The sequence below is a fragment of the Autumnicola musiva genome (assembly GCF_031846585.1).
GTDB classification, from domain to species: domain Bacteria; phylum Bacteroidota; class Bacteroidia; order Flavobacteriales; family Flavobacteriaceae; genus Autumnicola; species Autumnicola musiva.
On record NZ_JAVRHK010000013.1, the window covers coordinates 43,514 to 64,027 of the forward strand.

General features: G+C 39.3%; 17 protein-coding genes and 3 pseudogenes. 7 read left to right on the plus strand and 13 right to left on the minus strand.

All coding sequences use genetic code 11. The features are described from left to right. Positions 1 to 2: 2 nt before the first annotated feature. Positions 3 to 1,199: an aldose epimerase family protein gene (locus RM539_RS15040; RefSeq protein WP_311504242.1), complete on the minus strand. Its 1,197-nt coding sequence runs from the start codon at positions 1,197 to 1,199 to the stop codon at positions 3 to 5. Positions 1,200 to 1,359: 160 nt separating this feature from the next. On the opposite strand from RM539_RS15040, the gene RM539_RS15045 reads away from it, so the two are divergent. The 4 genes from RM539_RS15045 to RM539_RS15060 all read left to right on the plus strand — a co-directional run bounded on the left by RM539_RS15045 (position 1,360) and on the right by RM539_RS15060 (position 8,014). Then, positions 1,360 to 2,916 carry a sulfatase family protein gene (locus tag RM539_RS15045; RefSeq protein WP_311504243.1) on the plus strand — a complete coding sequence of 519 codons (1,557 nt, stop codon included), beginning with the start codon at positions 1,360 to 1,362 and terminating at the stop codon, positions 2,914 to 2,916. 339 nt (positions 2,917 to 3,255) lie between these two features. Continuing rightward, entirely contained in the window at positions 3,256 to 4,824 is a 1,569-nt protein-coding gene (locus RM539_RS15050; RefSeq protein WP_311504244.1) for a hypothetical protein, read from the plus strand. Between the two features lie 941 nt (positions 4,825 to 5,765). Continuing rightward, positions 5,766 to 6,980 (plus strand): PQQ-dependent sugar dehydrogenase, encoded by a 1,215-nt coding sequence (locus RM539_RS15055; RefSeq protein WP_311504245.1) that lies wholly within the window; start codon positions 5,766 to 5,768, stop codon positions 6,978 to 6,980. Between the two features lie 677 nt (positions 6,981 to 7,657). After that, on the plus strand, positions 7,658 to 8,014 hold the full coding sequence (locus RM539_RS15060) for a BLUF domain-containing protein (protein ID WP_311504246.1): 357 nt from the start codon (positions 7,658 to 7,660) through the stop codon (positions 8,012 to 8,014). 143 nt (positions 8,015 to 8,157) lie between these two features. Here RM539_RS15060 and RM539_RS15065 read toward each other — a convergent pair whose 3' ends face one another. The 4 genes and pseudogenes from RM539_RS15065 to RM539_RS15080 form a co-directional block, all read right to left on the minus strand. Continuing rightward, the gene (locus tag RM539_RS15065) at positions 8,158 to 9,495 is read right to left on the minus strand and encodes an MBL fold metallo-hydrolase (RefSeq protein WP_311504247.1); all 1,338 of its coding nucleotides are present in this window, start codon (positions 9,493 to 9,495) and stop codon (positions 8,158 to 8,160) included. A gap of 357 nt (positions 9,496 to 9,852) precedes the next feature. After that, positions 9,853 to 10,537: pseudogene (locus RM539_RS15070) on the minus strand (sulfite exporter TauE/SafE family protein). Positions 10,538 to 10,663: 126 nt separating this feature from the next. Next, positions 10,664 to 11,296, minus strand: a complete 633-nt coding sequence (locus RM539_RS15075; protein WP_311504248.1) for a Crp/Fnr family transcriptional regulator — start codon at positions 11,294 to 11,296, stop codon at positions 10,664 to 10,666. Between the two features lie 133 nt (positions 11,297 to 11,429). Then, positions 11,430 to 12,020 (minus strand): annotated as a pseudogene (locus RM539_RS15080) (DUF6920 family protein). On the opposite strand from RM539_RS15080, the gene RM539_RS15085 reads away from it, so the two are divergent. The 3 genes and pseudogenes from RM539_RS15085 to RM539_RS15095 all read left to right on the plus strand — a co-directional run bounded on the left by RM539_RS15085 (position 11,930) and on the right by RM539_RS15095 (position 14,133). Further along, positions 11,930 to 12,298 (plus strand): SLC13 family permease, encoded by a 369-nt coding sequence (locus RM539_RS15085; protein ID WP_311504304.1) that lies wholly within the window; start codon positions 11,930 to 11,932, stop codon positions 12,296 to 12,298. The pseudogene RM539_RS15080 and the gene RM539_RS15085 sit on opposite strands and share 91 nt — an antisense overlap. Continuing rightward, positions 12,282 to 12,572 (plus strand): SLC13 family permease, encoded by a 291-nt coding sequence (locus RM539_RS15090; RefSeq protein ID WP_311504249.1) that lies wholly within the window; start codon positions 12,282 to 12,284, stop codon positions 12,570 to 12,572. Before RM539_RS15085 ends, RM539_RS15090 begins: the two co-directional genes overlap by 17 nt. A gap of 81 nt (positions 12,573 to 12,653) precedes the next feature. Beyond that, positions 12,654 to 14,133: pseudogene (locus RM539_RS15095) on the plus strand (phosphoenolpyruvate carboxykinase (ATP)). Here the strand turns inward: RM539_RS15095 and RM539_RS15100 are convergent. The 8 genes from RM539_RS15100 to RM539_RS15135 all read right to left on the minus strand — a co-directional run bounded on the left by RM539_RS15100 (position 14,022) and on the right by RM539_RS15135 (position 20,504). Next, positions 14,022 to 14,375 (minus strand): DUF2490 domain-containing protein, encoded by a 354-nt coding sequence (locus RM539_RS15100; protein WP_311504250.1) that lies wholly within the window; start codon positions 14,373 to 14,375, stop codon positions 14,022 to 14,024. The pseudogene RM539_RS15095 and the gene RM539_RS15100 sit on opposite strands and share 112 nt — an antisense overlap. Beyond that, entirely contained in the window at positions 14,357 to 14,596 is a 240-nt protein-coding gene (locus tag RM539_RS15105; protein ID WP_311504251.1) for a porin family protein, read from the minus strand. Before RM539_RS15105 ends, RM539_RS15100 begins: the two co-directional genes overlap by 19 nt. Before the next feature lie 133 nt (positions 14,597 to 14,729). Beyond that, positions 14,730 to 16,325: a type IV secretory system conjugative DNA transfer family protein gene (locus tag RM539_RS15110; RefSeq protein WP_311504252.1), complete on the minus strand. Its 1,596-nt coding sequence runs from the start codon at positions 16,323 to 16,325 to the stop codon at positions 14,730 to 14,732. Between the two features lie 15 nt (positions 16,326 to 16,340). Beyond that, positions 16,341 to 17,369, minus strand: a complete 1,029-nt coding sequence (gene mobB / locus RM539_RS15115; protein ID WP_311504253.1) for a MobB family relaxase — start codon at positions 17,367 to 17,369, stop codon at positions 16,341 to 16,343. 11 nt (positions 17,370 to 17,380) lie between these two features. Continuing rightward, positions 17,381 to 17,770, minus strand: coding sequence for a BfmA/BtgA family mobilization protein (locus tag RM539_RS15120; protein WP_311504254.1), 390 nt, complete (start codon positions 17,768 to 17,770; stop codon positions 17,381 to 17,383). A 420-nt stretch (positions 17,771 to 18,190) separates the two neighbouring features. Beyond that, complete coding sequence (locus tag RM539_RS15125) at positions 18,191 to 18,640, minus strand: JAB domain-containing protein (RefSeq protein ID WP_311504255.1); 450 nt, start codon at positions 18,638 to 18,640, stop codon at positions 18,191 to 18,193. An 82-nt stretch (positions 18,641 to 18,722) separates the two neighbouring features. Beyond that, positions 18,723 to 19,073, minus strand: coding sequence for a single-stranded DNA-binding protein (locus RM539_RS15130; RefSeq protein ID WP_311504302.1), 351 nt, complete (start codon positions 19,071 to 19,073; stop codon positions 18,723 to 18,725). A 591-nt stretch (positions 19,074 to 19,664) separates the two neighbouring features. Next, positions 19,665 to 20,504, minus strand: coding sequence for a DUF4138 domain-containing protein (locus tag RM539_RS15135; protein WP_311504256.1), 840 nt, complete (start codon positions 20,502 to 20,504; stop codon positions 19,665 to 19,667). Positions 20,505 to 20,514: the final 10 nt, after the last annotated feature.

Genomic DNA, 20,514 nt, shown 5'->3' on the forward strand with positions numbered 1-20,514 from the left:
CCCTATTGCAGAGTTCCGAATTTATATATGCAGACAGAGCGGTATTCTTCATCTGGCTTTAATATAGTTGAAGGAAAGTTATCCTGATTTGGGGAATCTGGAAAATGCTGTGTTTCGAGACAAAAAGCTCCCCTGAAATCATAGGGTTTCCCAGATTTTCCTTTTGTTTTACCATTAAGAAAATTTCCTCCATAAAACTGTAACCCGGGTTCGTTTGTAAAGACTTCCATAGTCCTTCCAGACATTGGCTCCACTACCCTAGCGGCAAGTATAATTTCATTTGAACCTAATGATTTATTATTAAGCACAAAGTTATGGTCATAACCTTTTGCTCTTCTCAGTTGTTCATTTGCAGTAGTATCCAAATCCTTTCCAATAGACTTTAATTCCCTGAAATCGAAGGGTGTATTAGTCACCTTCTTCAATTCACCGGTAGGAATCAACCCTTCATCAATGGGAGTAAAAGCATCAGCATTAATCATTAATTTATGATTATTTATAGATCCGTTTCCCGCTCCCGAAAGGTTAAAAAAGGAATGGTGAGTAAGGTTAACGGGGGTTGGTTTATCCGTAGTCGCGTAATAATTTATCTTGAGTTCATTTTCATTAGTGAGTTCATAATGAACTTTTACTTTTAGGTTACCAGGATAACCCTCTTCTCCATCGGGTGAAGTCCGGGTAAATTCCAGCTTATAATCAGATATCTGACGGGCATTCCAGACAACACTTTCAAATCCTTTGTTCCCACCGTGAAGATGGTTTTCGCCGTTATTTTTGGCCAGCTGGTAAATAGAATCATCTAATTTAAACTGCCCATTGGCTATACGGTTTCCATACCTACCTATTGTAGCTCCAAAAAATTTTTCTTTGGCTTTTCGATATTGTTGCAAACTTCCAAACCCTAAAACAACATCATCAAAATTTCCTTTGGAATCAGGAACGTACAGAGATACCAGTCTTTGGCCATAATTAGTAAAAACCGCTTCCAAGCCGTTATCATTCTTCAAAGTAAACAGGTTTATGTACTTATCGTTAATTTCTTGCTGAAAGTTTTTGGGATCAAGATCAGCCTTAAGCATCACGCTGTCCTGTTGTTCAAAAATGTTCTCAATATTATCCCTATTGACATTGTCTTTACATGATGAGACCAATATTAATGTAGCCACAGCTACTCCGAAAAAAAGATGATTATATTTCATTCTCGCTTTATTTTTAAGGCTTCAATTAACATCAAAAATTAGTCTTAGGTTCAGGAGGTTTTTGAAAAAATCATGCAGTTTTGATGAATAATGCACATTTGTACACTTCATTTGGACAAATTTACTTTGAAACGGAGAGAAGCATAGATATTTTTGGGCTATGAAAAATTCACATCTTCTTTGGATATTTATAGCTATGATAGCTATTTCATGTAGAAACGATTCTTCCACGAAACCCGAAAACTCCGATAAACAAGATAGTCTTCAAAAACCAAATAAACCAAATATTGTTTTATTATACGTTGACGATTTGGGATATGCAGATTTAAGCTCTTACGGAGCAAAAGGTGTGGAAACCCCTCATACGGATTCTCTTGCTAGAAATGGAGTCATGTTTACAGATGCTCATAGTTCTGCCGCCACCTGTACTCCTTCACGCTATTCATTACTCACGGGAAATTATGCTTTTAGGAATAATGCTGCAATCCTTCCGGGGGATGCGCCTTTACTCATTGATACGAGTATGGTCACCCTTCCCAAAATGCTGCAAAATGCAGGTTATACTACAGGCGTAGTTGGGAAATGGCACCTCGGTCTTGGGTATGGAAAAGTTAACTGGAATGAACCAGTAACTCCCGGCCCTGCAGAGGTTGGCTTCGACTATAGTTTCTTACTTCCTGCTACTGGAGACAGAGTACCTACTGTATTTCTTGAAGATGACAAGGTTCTAAATCTTTCTAAAGACGATCCTATAAAGGTTAGTTACGAAGAGAAAGTGGGTGATCGCCCCCTTGGAACCGAAAAACCGGAGTTACTCAAAATGAAAGCCGATTTGCAACATAGTCAGACAATAGTAAATGGCATAAGCCGCATAGGCTACATGAGCGGAGGCGAAAGTGCTGAATGGATAGATGAGGAATTCCCTTTTATATTTACTGAAAAGGCTTCTAATTTTATTACTAGGAACAAAGCAAATCCATTCTTTTTATATTTTAGTTTTCATGATATTCATGTACCAAGGGCACCCAATGAAAGATTTCAGGGCAAAAGTGATATGGGACGCAGAGGAGATGCCATTGTCCAGATGGATTACGTGGTTGGAGAAATAAAAAAGATTCTAGAAAAGGAAGGTCTGGCTGAAAATACCATGATTATTTTCACCAGTGACAATGGGCCTGTATTAGATGATGGATATGATGACAAAGCAGTAGAACTCGTTGGGGAGCATGACCCTGCCGGACCTTTCAGAGGTGGCAAATACAGTATATACGAAGGAGGAACAAGAGTTCCCATGATTGTCTACTGGCCTGGAACGGTTGAACCACGAAAATCAGCTGCAATGATGAATCAATTGGATTTTTATGCTTCCTTAGCTGAACTTGTAGGTCAGGACATGGGAGGCCAGATTATAGATAGTGAGAATCATCTTGATGCACTTTTAGGGAGAACTGAGAAAGGTAGGGAGGTTATGCTTGAAGAAGCCTTTACACTGGCTTTGAGAGACGGAGATTGGAAATATATTCAACCTTTTACAGATGGATCTATCCCGGATTGGATGGCCAATAAGGATATTGAAGCGGGCCTGAAATCCGCACCTCAATTGTATGACCTCTCTAGGGACAAAGCTGAACAACACAACCTGGCACATGAAAATCCTGAGATGGTTAAAAAATATGAGCAGATGATAAAGGATATTAAAAACCATTCTGCTAACTAATTAACTACAAATTCGATCGTTTGCAACAGGTGCTCGTGCTTTATGCCTATAGTAGTTTACTGTTCCAAACGCGCCACATGTTACAACAAGGAGAATGAAGAAATCCCATGATGGTGATCATGGTAGTTGGTAGAAAGGTGTAGCCTCACCATATTCACCTTCAATAGTCACGTTCCTAATACTTTTTTACTTCCTGAACTTACTGGTAGGAAAATTCGATGAAGACAATGGAATCTATTGATGGTGATTCATATTAAGATCATCAATACAACAAAAGCCATAAAAGAAAAAATTAGAAATATAATTAAAATGCTATTTTATGATGATATTAAATAGACTATGATTAGTTACATTAAGTTTATTACTATAATGATCTTCTTGATTGATTGTGGTATACTAATGGCTCAAAATGAGGTTCATCCGGATGAAATAACTTTCGTAAGACAAGGTGTACGCCGATATATCTTTAATGAAAATCAACAAATTCCACTCTCACTTTTAGAGCCATCTGAACTAATAGGTTTACCCGTCATGCATCCGGTAACTTATTATGCCGATTCAACAATCAATACAAGAATTAAAAACGGCAGATTCTTGGTAACATCGGATAAAAAGTCCCCTTCAGCTCTCTGGTTTGGAGGCTTTAATCCCTTTGCCACTTATACCATCGACTTGGCTTCTTTTAAAGGTTTGGGAGAAATAGGTTTTGACTTTTCAGACGCAGAAAATACAGAAAGATTTTTATTAACTATTTCTTTTGCAAACGATAGCATTACGGATGTCACACAGAAGATTTATCGTCAGGGCAAAACAGTCATTGATGAATCAATTGCTATCAATTTGGATCAAGTTATATCATCTGATTCAAAGAAAATAATTTTACAACTACTGGGAAGTGGGTTGACTGTATACATCAAAAATAAGGATCTTCCCGTTGCGATAGGTCAAATTGATTTTGCCGAATATATTGATTTACGAGAAAAACAATATCTCCACTCGTTACAGTCCAATCTATATATCAATATGCAAGGCGAAATCTTAATTGACAAAATACAGTCAACACTAAGCACTGGTGTTGGTTTGGCGGATATCCGAGCAATAACATACGAGGATGGAACTCCTTTTATAGATCAAAATCGAGTTTGGTACACTATGACTATGAGAGGGAGAGCACTACCTCACCCACTGCAGGGAGTATTCAGCTTAGATCCAACTGTTTTTGACCTCCAATTTGAAGGAGTTATAGTGTTTGACAGGGCAGATGGACTGCTTCGTAATGATGTGGCATCACATATATTTTATGATAGAAAAGATTCCATATGGCGTGGCATAACTACAGGTTTCAGTGCTTTCGCTAAACCTGGAGAAAAAAAACAATTATTGAGTGTATATAGCAAAAAAGATCCCCGATTTGGTTTTTCGGTAATGAAAGCTAACCCGCTGGGTATAGAGGGAGATATTGAAGACCCTCACATAATCTATGACCATCAGATTAAAAAGTGGAGAATACTTGCTTGTGAAAATATTAATGGATACAAAGCAGTCCTGATGGAATCTGAAAATTGGAACAGGGGGTATCATAAAATATCCGGACCTGTCATACATAATTCCACCGGTGTATCCATACAAAAAATCGGAAATAAGCGTTATTGTTTTTCCGGTAGCAGCGAACGAAAAATTTATATTTATAGTTATCCTGACCTAATCGAAAAAGGAATATTGAACATAGATTTACCCCCATGGAATAGTAATTCAGGCAGCAGGATATGGCCTAATATCATTGAACTTCCAGCGGATTACCCTTTTCGCTATATTTCTTTAATGATGGACAGGTTCAATTATCCATCTATTCAGGGCCCCCAGTGGTCATATGGTGCGATTTATTTATTTCATGGTTACATCAGGTAATCAAAATAGAACGTACGGCCCTCCAGCTTGGGAATGCGAGTTTCGGATTTGCTATTAGCAGAAACAATTAGGTTTCTACCAGTGCTATCTGGTTAACAAGCTCCGAAAAATCAATTTGAATGAGTAACTCAATTATAGCTACAAAGAGTATTGATATTATAGGCCTGAGATTTTAGTGTCTCCGTAAGGAGTGCATCCATTTGTTCCACGATCCTGGGATATTTTCTATAAACATTTACAGATCCGTAAGGATCTTTCTCTAAACCATAAGTCGTGCCGGCGGAGCATTTTCTCTGATTTTGTCATTTTCTACATCACTGTTTTCCTATCCAGTGAAAAGGAATGCAGCTGCTCCTCCAAAAGTATGGGCTCCTACCTCTTTCCTGACAAAACCACCTCCTCCCTGCCCGCTGATATACATTTATTTTCCCTTCCGTAGGGGCAAATTATTTGCCTTAGAAGGACTTATCACCTGATGATCACGTATGTATTTTGAAGGTAATCCCTTAGGCGGGTAACATATTATAGCTATCCTTTACCCTCTTTTAATTCCTAATCTACAAGTAATGATAAAGTAGCCAAAAAATTGAAATTAGACATAATTATATGGTATACCTTTCTGCTGGGACCTAGCAAGACAAAGGTACGATTAATGGTACTTCTGGCATGCGTATGACGGTTTGGATTTTATTCATTGTTCAGTAGTAATTTTTTTATGTCCCAACTTCTGTCTTCTACGGATATGAGAAATGGAAAAAATTTTGTCTTTTTAACTTCGTAGATCAGAAAATTTCTAGTGATTTCATTAGAAATCAAATAAAAGAGTTTCTTAACCAATTGCTTAAAGTTATTATAATTCATTTCCTCTTCAAGAGAGTTTCATGTAATTTAATTTACTGGTTTACAGAAAAATAAAAAGCAAACCATTAAATCTTTTAGCTATGAAAAAATTCATATTTCCTTCGGTATTGGTATTTTGTTTTATGGGACTGTTCTTCGCCTGCACCAGTGATGATGATTTTTGGGACACTTTTATCCCTGAAACAGAAGAAGACCCTACCCGGGATCAAAACAGCACTTACGTTTTTAGACCGGCAGTGGTGGAAGCTACAGACCAACGCGTAAATCAGTTAAAGCTCCCTCAGGGATTTAGCATTCTAAAATTTGCTGAAAATCTCGGAGAAGCAAGGATCATTGTAACCAGTGAGGCAGGGCATGTGTATGTATCCCTTCGTTCAGAGGGAGAAGTACTTTTACTTGAAGATACCAATAATGATGGAATGGCAGATCGCAGGGAGACAGTGGCCACACTGGAAAATGCTCATGGTTTAGCCATCCATAACAACAGGTTGTACATCGTGACCATTAAAGAAATTTACGCCGCAGATATAAATGAGGATGGTACGTTGGGAGAACCGGAACTTTTAAATTCCTCATTACCTGATGGTGGCCAACATCCAAACCGAACAATAAAATTTGGACCCGATGGAATGATGTATGTAACCATTGGAAGTACCTGCAATGCCTGTATTGAACCAAATGAACTTCATGCCACCATGGTACAGGCCAATGCTAATGCTGGTGATATGCGTATTTATGCTGAAGGACTTAGGAATACTATCGGGTTTGGCTGGCATCCGGATACAGGTGTGCTTTGGGGAATGGATCATGGAATTGATATGTTGGGAGATACTGAACAGAATGAAGAACTGAACGAGATCATGGAAGGTGAACATTATGGATGGCCGCATATATTTGATGATGGACAGTACAATCCTAACCCTAGACCTGAGGATATGACCTATGTGGAATTTGCCGAAATGTCGGTCTTTCCTGAAGTGCATTATACAGCACATGCTGCTCCTATGGAAATGGAATTCTATACCGGCAATCAATTCCCGACAGAATATCAAAATGATGCATTTGTAGTGTTCAGAGGTTCGTGGAACCGGAGCCATCCAGTAGGGTATAAAGTTGCCCGACTCATATTCGAAAATGGACAGCCTGTAGGTTTTGAAGATTTCCTCACCGGATTTCTTGTAAATAACAATAACGCTCATTTTGGTCGTTTGGTTGGCCTGGCAATTCATGTGGACGGTTCATTGCTGCTCACAGATGATACCAATGGTGTAATGTACCGTATATCTTATAATTAATAGAGTTCAAGATTGCTGTGCTATCTTTATTTTATCATTATAGCTTTTAGCAAAGAAAATTTAGATTTCGCTAAACAAGTTTGTAGGCTCCGTAAGATTTATGATCGATAATTATAACAGAACAAAGGTGGATTACCTCTGCGGTTAAATATCGTTAATGATACCATTTGAAATGGTACCAGAGCATTTTGTTTTAACTTAGAACAAACCTTTTATAAAAGTGTTGAAGATATTTGTTGGGGAGCAGATATTCACAAATGGCCCGTATTTATTTTATTAAACTCGCTGAAAAAAGCAATATCATGGTCAGATGGGCGGGAATAAATTTCTCTAATATTAAATATAGTTCCCCTGCAATTTGATGAAAAACGCAAACCATTAATATGCTCTGATTATATAAGTACCCTTTATAGTTATCAATGAAACATGTTTAGAAATTTAATGAACCCGATTATGGGGTAAGATGGTGAGAACCTGAAGGCACTGTAGAGAAAAACTAAAGAAAAGATATGCAAAGGAGGTTTATTTCAATTGATGAAAATAAATACTTTTCATCATCATTACAGGTTAATTAGAAACTGTAATTAAAAATAATTATTTCTATCTCTTAGTTTTATACCTCTTTATTTAAATTAGGAATACTCCCTAAGCCCATTATTAAAAAAGACATCTATATTATGAAATATGCTTTTTGTTATGTTAGTACCGCCTCTATGGATTTAAATGAAACCATATTGAAAAATTTAATGGACCAAACACTCCAACAAAATCTTAAAAATAATATCAAGGGAATATTACTTTTCTCTGATGGTAACTTTTTCCAGGTTCTGGAGGGAGAAAAATCTTTTTTACTTCAATTATATTCAAAAATCGAAAAGGACCCGAGACATCAAGGTCTAATTCAAATAGTTGGAAAGGATATCTCTCACGGAGCTTACGATAGTTACGAAACCCGTGTATTAGAAGAAGATATTAAATATGACGCTCCTAAACTTCTGGAAGAGTATGTGAAGCCACTAAAGGGAATGGATTAGAAGGTTCAAAAAACAGTGAAAAATATATTAAAGACATTCCTAAAAACCAGGATTTCCCTTAGCTAAAATGTATTCTACTGTAGTGGTTTTTCATGCTCCCCCATCCAATGCATTGAACTTTTTGGTATTTAACTGAACTCCTGTTATTTAAAGTCCTTTATGGCTTCGCTAAGGTCAAACACTTTTTGATCTTTGAACTTGTTCTCGAGGATACTACTTCCTGCTGCAGAACGATAACCGCCTGCACAATGTACTACAATAGGTTTATTACCAGGCACTTCATTTATTCGCTCCCTCAATTCGTTCAGCGGAATCTCTACGGAATTATCAAAGATTTTATCTTCTGTCCATTCACTTTCATTCCTTACGTCTACAATTGTATATGCGCCAAGATTATTTTTAAAATACTCCAAATTAAAGTTATATGGTGTTATGAAAGCTTTACTATTTAAGGTTAATATTCCTTTCATTTGATTTTCATAACCAATTTTCGCCGTCCTTTCCAGTAGCTCATCAATATCTTCTACAGAATTCACCACAAGATAGAAAGGTTCGTTTGGTCTAATAATAGTGCCCAGCCAGGTTTCATACTTATCCTCTCCCCTACGGGCCATAATATTTATACTGTTTGACAGGTGTCCTATCTTATAAGATTCTGCAGGTCTTACATCTACCACTGTAATTCCATCTTCCACTTTATCTTCTGCTATGCTCACGGGCACGCGATACTTTTCCTGCTGCACATTACCTGCACCATTTCGGTTAAGGTCTACATTAAAACCAAAATAAGATGGTATAAAAGACTGATCTTTAAGGATCTCTTCCACAAATTGTTCTTCAGTTTGTTTTTTAAATGCCCAGTTTGCCATTCTTTCATTTCCAAGCGTAGTTGAAGATGAGGTACCTATATTTTTACCACATAAGGATCCCGCACCATGGGCGGGATATATTAAAACTTCATCAGCAAAACTATTAAATTTTGTTTGTATAGTTTCGTACATAGCCTTTGCCAGTTCTACCCTTTTAGCTTTCATATTACCTGCTTTTTCACGAAGATCAGGACGGCCTACATTTCCAATGAAAAGCGTATCTCCTGTAAACAAGACGGTCTTGTTTCCTTCTTCAACCACAAAAGTTAGACTATCAGGAGAGTGCCCGGGAGTATGCAAGGGGCTAATGATTGCTTTTCCTATTGTAACAGTATTTCCTTCGTCAAAAGGTTCATGAGGATAGTTTACTCCCACTTTTTCACTTACGTATATAATAGCTCCTGTTTCCTGATGAATTTGTAAATGACCGCTCACAAAATCGGCGTGGGGATGAGTCTCGAAAACCGCTACAATCTTTACTTTATTTTCTTCTGCAAATTTATAATATTGCCTGGGGTTTCGACTAGGATCAATTAAAGCCATCTCTCCTTCACTTACTATGGCATAGGAGTAGTGTGCTAATGATTCATCTTTAAATTGTTCTATTTCCATGTTTTCACCGATTTATATTGATTTTCAAAATGAGGATTAATTTTCCAATCCCTCCTCAAGATTCTTAATGCAAAAATACTTGCATAGAGTGCATTATACAGTAACATTTGTTACATATTGATATCTTCTGCAAATTTAATTGCACGAGTTCACTCCTATCATTCCTATGTTCACATCGCAGATCAGGCATAGGTTAAATAATCTTAGAATATGTATGGATTTCAGCCAATCTCATACTATTGTGGCAGTTAAAATCTATCCATGCTGTCACTATTCAAATTCACAATCAGGAATAATATTTATATTATTCATATAGTACTTCCTACCTTTTCTGAAACAAAATCACAGCATCTCTTTTCAGAAAATATAAATTCCCATTACCAGGACAAACCAGCCAAAACCTTTTTTAAGTTTTTCGCTATCAATAAATCTGTTAAGGTATCCTCCAACAAATATTCCCAGTTTTGACAGACCAGTAAAAACTATAAGAAAGCCCCATCTTGAGGTTTTGAATATCTCCTATAAATCCTAAAAGGGATTTCACTGCTATGATAAGCAAAGAAGTCGCCACTGCCTTTTTCATAGGTAATTTGGTCAACAAAACAAGGGCAGGAATAATTAAAAATCCGCCACCAGCTCCAACAATTCCTGTCAATACTCCTACCAAAACCTTCAAGAACAATAAAGAAAAAGTTATACTGTACCCTTGTCTCCTGTAGTTCTTTCTTTTTATTGCTTTTTACCATGGAGATAGAAGCAAAAATCATAATGACAGCAAAAAATAACATAATCCCAATAGCTTTTGTTAACTCAAAGCCCCCGAGAGTGAATATGCGCTCCGGAATTGCAGGAATTAAAAACTTTCTCGTGGGTATAAACAGCCATAAAAGCAGGAATGGCAAATACTGTGGCAGTTCGAAAATCCACCAATTTTTTTCATGCTATTAACCGCTCCTACCAGAGAAGAGGCCCCCACTACAAATAAGGAATAAGCGGTTGCTGTGACTGGATTTATTGATAATAGATAGACGAGTGCTGGCATGGTAAGAATGGAACCACCTCCAATCAGGCCCAGAAAATCTAATACTTCCAAAGTGTCTCTTATTTCTGAAGCAAAAGTAATCTGGCACCTCTTCCCCGACAGTAACAAAAGTTACAGAACTACTGATTAAAGATCATAAACCAAAATGTGATTTCGTTGGAGGAGAATTTTGCCCTCCAATTCCAGCTTCTTCAGAAGCCTTGAAATGACCACGCGTGATGTATTTAAATCATAGGCCACCTGCTGATGAGTAACCTGAAGTTTTTCAGCTTGATTAATCTTCGCTTTATCCTGAAGATAACGCAACAAACGTTCATCCATATTCATGAAAGCCAGTGTATCTATCGTCTCAAGCATTTCAGTAAGTCTTGAGTGGTAACTTTCAAAAACAAAATTCCTCCAGCTTTTGTATTTAACTGTCCAATCTTCAATTTTGGCAATAGGGACCATAATAAAAGATGTATCTCTTTCAACTACCGCCCTCACTTCACTTTTAGTCTCTCCAAGACAACAAGATAAGGTGAGCGCACAAGTATCGCCTCGTTCCAGGAAATACAAAAGCAATTCATTGCCTTCTTTATCTTCACGTAGAATTTTAATAGCTCCTTGCAATAACAAAGGCATGGCCTTGATATAATCATTAATATCTATAATAATGTCACCTTCCTTTACCGATTTTAGAATACCGATCTTTTCAATTTCGGCTATTAGTTCTTCTTCAAAAATAAAACCATAAGCCTCTTTCAATTCTTGTGACATAATTTGCTTTAAAATTTGAAGTTACATGATATAATCGGTTTCCCGAAACTACAAAAAAACCAGTATTATCTTTGCTATTAGCCACCGGCTTTTACTTTATGTTATACTTTATATTTTTTATCCTTAGTTGTAACTACGTCCAATCTTTAATTTCTAATAACCAACTCACCTTACAATCCACGGATATTTTCATTCCATTTTGCATTTCACTTTTGATCATAGAAACAGTATATTCTTTAGGCATAGTGTGTTTAGCATCTTTATAACGCATGGCTACGAACTTTTGAAAATTACCGCTTAGATCAGAATAGAAAACACCTGAACCAGTTGTTCCATTATAAACCATTGTTGCCTGGGCAGAATTATTATTTATTGGATTCCAACTTATATAAGGACTCAAAGCGGCAAATGGAAACCAAACAATTTCAGCCAATTATGGCTGTAATGTTGCCTGATTTACTTTTTCATTATTTCCTGCGTTTACAACGGGAATAAAAGAAAACATTTTGATTGTCATTTCCCCCTTTCCGTTTCAAAATTTATCTCTCCCGGTCACATTAATTAATGGATTCATTTTTAATTTAACAGACCAGTTAAAAGCAGGTGGGTCAGTAGTGAAATATTGTTTGGCAATTGCCTGACTCCACTCTTTCTGTTGGGGTTTCATCAACATTTGTGCGTCTTGTTCCAGATAAACAGTTTTTATTTCTTCTTTTCCAACCATTCCGCTATTTCTTAGCCATTTCCGAACTACACCTGGTAAATCCATTATTAGTTTGTGCGGGAGTGGTGATGTTGACCGGTTGTGTTCCCATTACCAAAAGCTATAGCAATATTAGCTGGACAAGTGTGGTAATGATTGCCGCTATGATTCCAATGGGTGCTGCACTGGAAAAAATCGGCCTGGCACAAATTACCGCGGGGGCACTTGTAGAGAGTCTGGGGGCAAATACATCCAACAGCTCTGCTGGCCGGGTTCTTTTTAGTGACTTCTTTATTTAGCCAGACGATCAGCAATTCTGCCACTGCCATTTTGATGGCACCAATTGCACTTATTGCCTCTACCACTTTAGATGTTTCACCGGCACTATTTTTAATAACTGTTGCCATCAGCGCTTCTACTATCTGTCTTACCCCTGTGGCCACACCTACCAATGCCATGATAATGTCTGCAGGCAACTATAAATTTGTGGATTACTTTAAAGTAGGAGTTCCCCTGCTTTTAATAATGTTTGCCACCACCATTCTACTGGTTCCGGTAATCTGGCCATATTAAAATAAACTATTATGGAAAATGTTCTCAACCAACCAAAAGCCAGAAATCTTAAAAAGTATGGTTTAAGGATAACGTGATACAGTGGAATCTCAGCGGAGAAGAACTTCAGAAAATCACTATCAAAAAAGAAATGGGCAGAGAAACAGAGAATGGCCTCTTGCTGTAAATACAGGGAGGTTTACCGGAAGATCTCATCAGGTTTCTCGTTCAGGACGATTACACAAGCAAAGTCTGGTGGGGAAAATAAACAAACCCATTTCCCCCGAAAATTTTGATTTGTTGTATGACAGAGTGGCCGCTTATCTTTCAGGCAATGAAATTTACGTGCATGACGGATATGTTTGTGCGTATCCCGAATACCGGCTGGACGTAAGAACCACTACCGAATATCCCTAGTCCAACTTCTTTGTAAAGAACATGTTTTTGAGGTTGAATAAAGAACAACTGGAAAATTTTGAAGAAGACTGGCTGGTTTTATGTGCTCTTAAATACTTTGAAGAAAATCCTGAAAAATACGGTTTTCGCCAGGGCAACTTCAGCATTCTTAACTTCACCACAAAATTGTCCTTGTGGCAGGCTCTGCATATACGGGAGAAATGAAAAAGGATATTTTTTCAGCATTGAACCTTATTCTTCCTCTCGAAAAAGATGTACTTCCTATGCACTGCTCTGCCAATGTTGGAAAAGACGGTGACACGGCTATTTTCTTTGGGCTTTCCGGTACGGGAAAACCACACTTTCCGCAGATCGCGAAAGAAAGCTGATAGGGGATGATGAACATGGCTGGACCCCGAATGATGTGATATTTAATTTTGAAGGTGGTTGTTATGCCAAGGTCATTGGTATGACTGAAGAAAACGAACCGGACATTTACCGCGCCATTAAACCGGGAGCACTTCTTGAAAATATAATTTTTAATGAAGGAACCGGAGAAGTTGACTATTTTGACAGCAGTATTACCCAACACACGATAGTAAGTTATCCAATAGATCATATTAAAAATATCCAGGAAAATTCTTATGCTGAAAATCCGAAAAATATTTTCTTTCTTACCTGCGATGCTTTTGGAGTACTCCCGCCAGTCTCAAAACTCACTCCAGGCCAGGTCGCTTATCATTTTATTTCAGGCTACACCGCCAAAGTAGTCCGAACTGAAGCGGGAATTACTGAAACAGGCTGGAGCGGCGGCCCTTATGATGTAGGCTCGAGAATTAAGCTGAGATATACCCGCAGCATGATTTCAGAAATACTGAGAGGTAGTTTACAGGAAGTCGATTATGAAACACATCCAATATTCGGTTTAAAAGTGCCTAAATATTGTCATGGGGTACCTTCTGAAATGTTAAACCCGATCAACACATGGCTTCAGAAAGAAGCATATATTCAAAAGGCCATTCAACTGGCTCATTTCTTCCATCTTAATTTTGAAAAATTCGCAGCTAAAGCTACTCAAGAGATTGTAGCAGGGCTAAACCCATATCCAATTCCCAGGTGTAAACGGTTTTGGTTGAAATACGGCTTTTCCAGCATGATAAAAACTTCATCAAAGGCTGTCCCATAAAGTTTTCTGTAAACAGGATATTGCAAATGTAACCTATACCTTGTGCGGTGACCAAAGCTATGTTCAGAATTTTGACTGGTCCAGATGGTTTCCAGGCGGTAACGGTGAGAGAGACCAAGTTTCCCATAGGCATTCTTCAGCACCAGCTCCTCAAAAAGCCTGTTTTGATCTTTTCCAGAAGCTCCTGAGCCATCAAAGGATTCTGAATGAAAATAATCATAGCCTAAAGTAGCTTGTACCATGGATTAAACCTATAACTTAAACCTGTTCGAGCCAGCACAAATTGAAAATCTTCATAAACACGATAATGTTGAAGAATAGTGATAGTAGGAATACTCCAGTTTTTAGAAATTTTGTGCTGGCCAGAAATAAGCATCCACGAACCCACCATATTTTCCGGATTTTGAGCTGAAATAATTAGAAAACATATAAGGGCGAGAGGGGTGAAAATCTTTCTTTCCATGGCTAAAGATCTTATACTAAAGATACTTCATTTAACGCATCTTTCCTGGGGTTTGCAAGAAATAATGATGTATATAATACTAATTTAAAGGCGCTACAATCAGGAGGAAAATTTTGTGCTAATAATACCCAGATTAGCTTTCAAACATATCTTTTATCTCTGAAAATATTTCATCAAAACATTTCCTCACATCATCTTGCAGTACCTCTTCCCGTGTAAACAAGGTTCTTTTTATCTCTCTAAGCTTAAAATCAAGAACCTTTTCCTCCCCATCCGCATATACCACAAACTCCCCCGGCTTTAGAGTAAAAAACCGGCTTGCCCTGATCTTTGCCACCTCCCGCTCTCCTGTGGTCACGCGGGTATCAAAATCAAGGCTATGACTTCTGTTTACACTGGTAGTAGGTTGCTTCACCAGTTCAAAAAATCGTTCATAATATCTTGCCGTATCCGGGTCATTAGCCTTTCCGAAAAACTGGTAGGATAAATTGCTTAAAATAGCCTTACTGGCCTTTTCCCCGTACATGAGGTCGTTCTGGATTTTATCCTGCATCACGTAAAGCGTAGCAATATCGTAACTGCGAAGGGTAGCCGGGACCCGGTGCATATTGAGCAGCCGAATGGTCGGGGCCTCTTCCATCAGCACAAAAGAAGATTCCCGGTTTCGGGTACTCATTTGCTTAATAATGGTATGCATGATGGTGGCGATAATCGGCGAATAAGCGGAATCATACTTAGGATTATTGACCATGGAGATGACGGCAGGATTTTCCGGGTTATTAATATCCAGGGGCACTTCATTCCCGGAGAGCACATAAAAGATCTTTTCGGTGGTGATTTTCTTCAGGGCATTGGCCAGGGTACTTTTTACCCCTGCGGTTTGCCGTTCAGAATCCTTACCCTGGATAAAAGCACTGGCCATTGCTTTGGAGGTCTGGTTCCCGGAGAGGAAGGCAATCAGGCTATCGGTATCCAGCAGCTGGTAGATAGCAATAAGGTGCGGCAGCGTACAATACTCCTGGTAATCCGTACGCAGGCGCCAGATAATTCCCCCGATCAGGCCTTCCACGGCATCATTAAAAAATTTGGAAGCACCGAAGCTGCCGCTTTCTTTCTGTTCCAAAAGGTTTTCCAGCAGCACCCGGGAAACTTCATTGACGCTTTCCTCGTTGGGGAGGTAACGCGGGGCAATCGGATTGACCCGGTGCACGATCTTATCGAAGGAAATAATATAGAAGGGAACCTCACTATCTTTAAATAGCGGATAAGCCATTTCGGTAAGCTCAAAATCTTTATAATCATGGATGACCCCGGAGAAGTTATACCTGCGGAAATGTTGCAGAAAAGGATAAACCACGCTTTCCGTTTTTCCGCTCCCGGCAGCCCCGATGATGGATACACCGCGACGAACATTTGCAATCGAAAATTTCCCTTTAGCAGTCTTAAAGTTTACCCGGTATTTTTCCTCCACGTTTTCATCCAAAGCCTCTTTACCGAAAAACACGTAAAGGGCGGTGTTGATCAGCAATAACGGGCAGCCATAGCAAAGGATGAGTCGCAAGCTCTCTCCTTCCGGGTACCGGAAGCTTAACAGCCCTAACAACAACCCCAGCAGCACCAGGTTGAGCCAGAAACCATATTTTGAATATTTAAACAGGGCCAGGAAACCTCCCCCGGCAAAACACCAAAGGGACAGGACCACCAAGGGATGAAACAGATTTATTAACATGACGATTTAACTTTTTTATATACCGATTGAACCTGATTTTAAAGCAATCTCCACTCCCCGTTTTAGGCTTTTAAAAGTTTTTAAAGCCAGTTGTACCTTATTGGTGGGAATGGAAGGTAAATTTGGCAGGCCTGCGGCCCTGAGCATCCGGAAAGCAATTCGCTTTTCAGGAGTGGGTAATTTGGCCAACTGCTGCAGGTAATTCTTTGGCTGCTGAAGAAACATCTTCCGGGCCTGGTAGGATTCCACGAAATTTCTCCGGTAACCAAATTTCTGATCGAAAACTTTTTCCGCCTGTTTAAAGAAATGATCCCGGTCAAAGCCTCTCTGAACCATCTTTCCATTCATCACTACCTGCGAAGCTTTGTATTTACTACCCGGGGAGAGGCTATACCTGTTGGAGGCATCTTTGCGGCTGATGATAATATGGATATGCGCCTGGTTGCCTTCTTTGGGCATGCCCTGGGTAATCCGCTGCCCGTTTAGCTGGTGCGGGGCTTCTCTTTCCAGCTTATCCATTTGCTGCTGCAGGGATTTGAGGTTCCCCGACTGCTCCCCCTGCCGGATACGCCTCATTTCGTTTTTAAGTTTCAGGATACGGGTGGCATAAGGCTGGTTTTCTTTGATCTTCCAATCCGTTCCTTTGTAAGTGCGCTGCGTTTCCAGCTTGGCAAAATATTTCAGGTCATTTACATTGACCGGCCTTCCGTCAATGTCCCGGTTAAAGGACTGGGCGTAAGCTTTCATGACCTCCCGGGTATATGCTTTCAGCTGTTCATTGGACTGCACATTTTTCAGTTCGTAGGCACTTGGATTTAAGGTGACAGAATAGAATTTCGGTTCTGAACTTTTAAGTTTAGCGGTATTGCCGTCAATTTCCTGAATGACCGTTTCAGGATCCACCCGGTCTTCTTCCTGGTTAAAAAAGAACTCCTGATTTTCCAGGGATTTCCCTTCATTTTCCTTTTCCAGGTAACTGACAAAACCGGCACTGCTTTTAGGAAAAGCGCCACCTGTTTTTTGTGGAGAGATAGTGATGTACATGAGCTAAGTATTTAATTATTTGATTTCTTTTCACGAAACTGCACCGGTTCCTCTTTTTCCTGAAACTTCTTTTCTTTGAATTTGGGTTCGGATGGGCTATGCTCCTCTTCGAATAAAGACTGCAACATCAGGGTGGTGGGCTTAGTCTGGTTTTTTTCGATACTTCGGACGATGGCGATCAGGGCGTCAATACGTTTTTTAACCAAGCGTTCCAGGGTCTGCATATGCGGCCCCATATGCTCTTTAGGAGAAAGCTGATTGGTCTCAAAAAATTCCAGCATCAGCAGCAGGGTCATCGATTGGGAGCACCCCAAATGCCTGGCATATTTCCTGAATTTCCGACCTACCGAAGCTTTAAGCTTAAAGGTTTCAAAAGGCTCTTTTTGGTGTGAGGTATCCATTTTTTAGTAAAAATTCGAACGGAAAATACGGGCTGCCGGCACTTTTTAGTAAAAAACCAGCTCCCCTCTTCTCAACCAGGCATTTGTGTAAGAAACCAACTAATTGATAACCAATTAATTAGTTTAATACAAAGGACCTGTAACATCGCGTAGCGTGTTACCCTCTTGCTTGTCCTTTTTTCCCGGCGGGCCGGATCAAAAATGCCACGATTTCCCTTATCGGCAAACCGCTACTGTTTTAGGAATATATTCCCGTTCCTATGTTAAACTTCTATGTAATGGCGCCTTTTGAAAGTCATAAAAAAATGCGCCTTCTTGTGAAGATCGGAGTTAAAAAAAGTCAGTTCAATATTATTAAATTTTAATACATCATAAAGATAAAATAGAAAAAACCGCTACTTAGAAGCAGCGGTTTGGGTGTTATAAAATCCCTTCATCGGCAAAACTATAGTAACGGCCATCGGGAGTAATAATAAGATGGTCCAGCAGTTTGATATCCAAAAACTCCCCCGCACTTTTAATTTTACGGGTCAGGCTTTTATCATTTTCACTAGGTCTTAAAGTTCCGGAGGGATGGTTGTGCGCAATGATTATCGCCGTAGCTAATGACTTTAAGGCCACCGCAAATACAATACGCACATCCACTAAAGTTCCCGTAATCCCTCCTGTGGAGACTTCAAATATACCTTTTACCCTATTGGCATTATTTAAGAGCATGACTTTAAAACATTCATGCAGGGCGATATGGTCTTTATTCCACTGGTTAAAAAGCAGTTCTTTAGCGCAAAGGGAGGAGCTGATCTTAGGAGCTTCTTTTACTTTAAAACTATCCCTGTATTTTATCGATATTTCATTAACTTTAGATTTCATTTTTATTCTATTAAAGGGTTAATAATGAAAAGAGGGCGGGATTAGAATGGGTTCGAACCGCCCTCTTATTTAAAGCTGAATTTTAGGCGTCATTAGCAGTATTTCCGCCAAGCAGGAGGATTTCACCGGCAATAATTTCAGTTACATATTTTTTGCTGCCGTCCCCGGCTTCATAAGAGCGGGAAGTAAGTTTTCCTTCAATGGCAATTTCTTTGCCTTTGCTCACATATTTCTCCACAATTTCAGCGGTTTTCCCCCAGGCCACAATATTATGCCACTGGGTATCCTGTACTTTTTCACCACCTGAAGTGCGATAGAAGTCATTAGTGGCGATAGAAAATCCGGCTACTTTTTTGCCGCTTCCAAGGTTTTTGATTTCAGGAGTGTTTCCAACATTCCCGATCAGCTGTACTTTGTTACGTAGATTACTCATAATTGAAAAATTTAAATTAAACATTGATTTACTTTTTGTATCCTGAGCGTTTTCCTTTTTTTGTTTTTTTGGCTGCGCTTCCTTTTTGATGTTTTTGTACGATTTCATAAGATTCATTTTAGATTTACTTCCCGTAGTGCCGTCGCTGTTACCTTTTTGTTGCTGATACATTTTACAGGATTTAGAATTAGGGAGCACTTATAAAAAGGAGGTACGACTGGCTTATGCAGTGCGGCTAACTTCTAAATCCTGGTATCTTTGCAAACAAAAAAAGGGAAGTACAGTGACTGGGCCGGAAGTAAGGCTAAAGAACCCTGTGAAGTATAAAAACACAGGAAGCGCAGCCAAATGCAACTATGGAATACCAAGCAGGCTCAATCTCATTCCGGTTTTGTATTGAAGTGAAGTGCTCCGACTCCATCGATAGCAAACCGGAAGCACGAAACGTAAAGACAAAACGGGAAGTTCCTATATATTGTTAAGCCGAAGCGCTTTCCCCGAAATAAGCTTTTTCTGCGAAGTGGAGGGAATGTGCTGAGCGGATTTTTGACCAATCTCACCTCTACCGCATCCATAGTACCCGGATCAATATCACTTCCCTTTATTACTGCCATTGATATGTCTTTTAAAAAGTTTCAGTTCGATATTCCTTGCCCCTTGCTTTTCAAAAAGCCTGGCCATTATTTCCTTGTTATTCGGCAAAGTGATTTTTGGAAGCACCACCACAAACCTATCGGTTGTTCCCGCTAAAACTTTTTCCGGAACACTATGTGCATATAGTATTTCCAAAGGAAGCGTTTGCATGGACTTTCTTTTTCCCTGCTTTTTGGTACTGATATAAAACCCGAACTGATCAGGCTCATAGCTGATCCCGGAGGAATTGTTTATTTCCATCACTACGAAAAAACGCTCGTTGTGAAACACGATATCTTTTACCTGCAGTACAACGCCAGAATTTTCCCGGCGCCGGAGTGTTCCTTTTGCCCTGCGTAGAAAGTGCTCCGAGAGCCGCTCCAGGTAGGGAGAAGATTTTGCTTTAGCAGTTTCTACAGAATTCTTTTTTAAAGGAGCTTCACTTCCCACCGCGTCTTCTTCAGTAAAGAAATAATAGAAATGCGGCAGGTCTTCCCTGTACTTCAAAACAAAGGAAAACACCTTTCCCTGCTGATCGATTACAAACAGGTTGCTAATCGCTCCTTCTTTGGCCTGCAGGAGCCCGAAGTACTGCGGATGATCCTTATTATAAGTAAATACCATATAAGGAGCCCCGGTGACTGCCTGGCGGATCGGAGCCGGAAAGAAGAGGGCGACCTGCTGGTGGTCATTGGCATAGATGGTATCAGGAGCCTTATATGCCTGTGCATAAAGAAAATTGCTATTAAGCAGGACATAGAAGCTGGTCAACACAAAAAGTTTGATTGAAGTTTTCATAAAAATAAAT

Coding starts and splice junctions, on each gene's coding strand:
- RM539_RS15040 (WP_311504242.1), bottom strand. CDS start 1,199: ATGAAATATAATCATCTTTTTTTCGGAGTAGCTGTGGCTACATTAATA.
- RM539_RS15045 (WP_311504243.1), top strand. CDS start 1,360: ATGAAAAATTCACATCTTCTTTGGATATTTATAGCTATGATAGCTATT.
- RM539_RS15050 (WP_311504244.1), top strand. CDS start 3,256: ATGATTAGTTACATTAAGTTTATTACTATAATGATCTTCTTGATTGAT.
- RM539_RS15055 (WP_311504245.1), top strand. CDS start 5,766: ATGAAAAAATTCATATTTCCTTCGGTATTGGTATTTTGTTTTATGGGA.
- RM539_RS15060 (WP_311504246.1), top strand. CDS start 7,658: ATGAAATATGCTTTTTGTTATGTTAGTACCGCCTCTATGGATTTAAAT.
- RM539_RS15065 (WP_311504247.1), bottom strand. CDS start 9,495: ATGGAAATAGAACAATTTAAAGATGAATCATTAGCACACTACTCCTAT.
- RM539_RS15075 (WP_311504248.1), bottom strand. CDS start 11,296: ATGTCACAAGAATTGAAAGAGGCTTATGGTTTTATTTTTGAAGAAGAA.
- RM539_RS15100 (WP_311504250.1), bottom strand. CDS start 14,375: ATGGTACAAGCTACTTTAGGCTATGATTATTTTCATTCAGAATCCTTT.
- RM539_RS15105 (WP_311504251.1), bottom strand. CDS start 14,596: ATGGAAAGAAAGATTTTCACCCCTCTCGCCCTTATATGTTTTCTAATT.
- RM539_RS15110 (WP_311504252.1), bottom strand. CDS start 16,325: ATGTTAATAAATCTGTTTCATCCCTTGGTGGTCCTGTCCCTTTGGTGT.
- mobB (WP_311504253.1), bottom strand. CDS start 17,369: ATGTACATCACTATCTCTCCACAAAAAACAGGTGGCGCTTTTCCTAAA.
- RM539_RS15120 (WP_311504254.1), bottom strand. CDS start 17,770: ATGGATACCTCACACCAAAAAGAGCCTTTTGAAACCTTTAAGCTTAAA.
- RM539_RS15125 (WP_311504255.1), bottom strand. CDS start 18,640: ATGAAATCTAAAGTTAATGAAATATCGATAAAATACAGGGATAGTTTT.
- RM539_RS15130 (WP_311504302.1), bottom strand. CDS start 19,073: ATGAGTAATCTACGTAACAAAGTACAGCTGATCGGGAATGTTGGAAAC.
- RM539_RS15135 (WP_311504256.1), bottom strand. CDS start 20,504: ATGAAAACTTCAATCAAACTTTTTGTGTTGACCAGCTTCTATGTCCTG.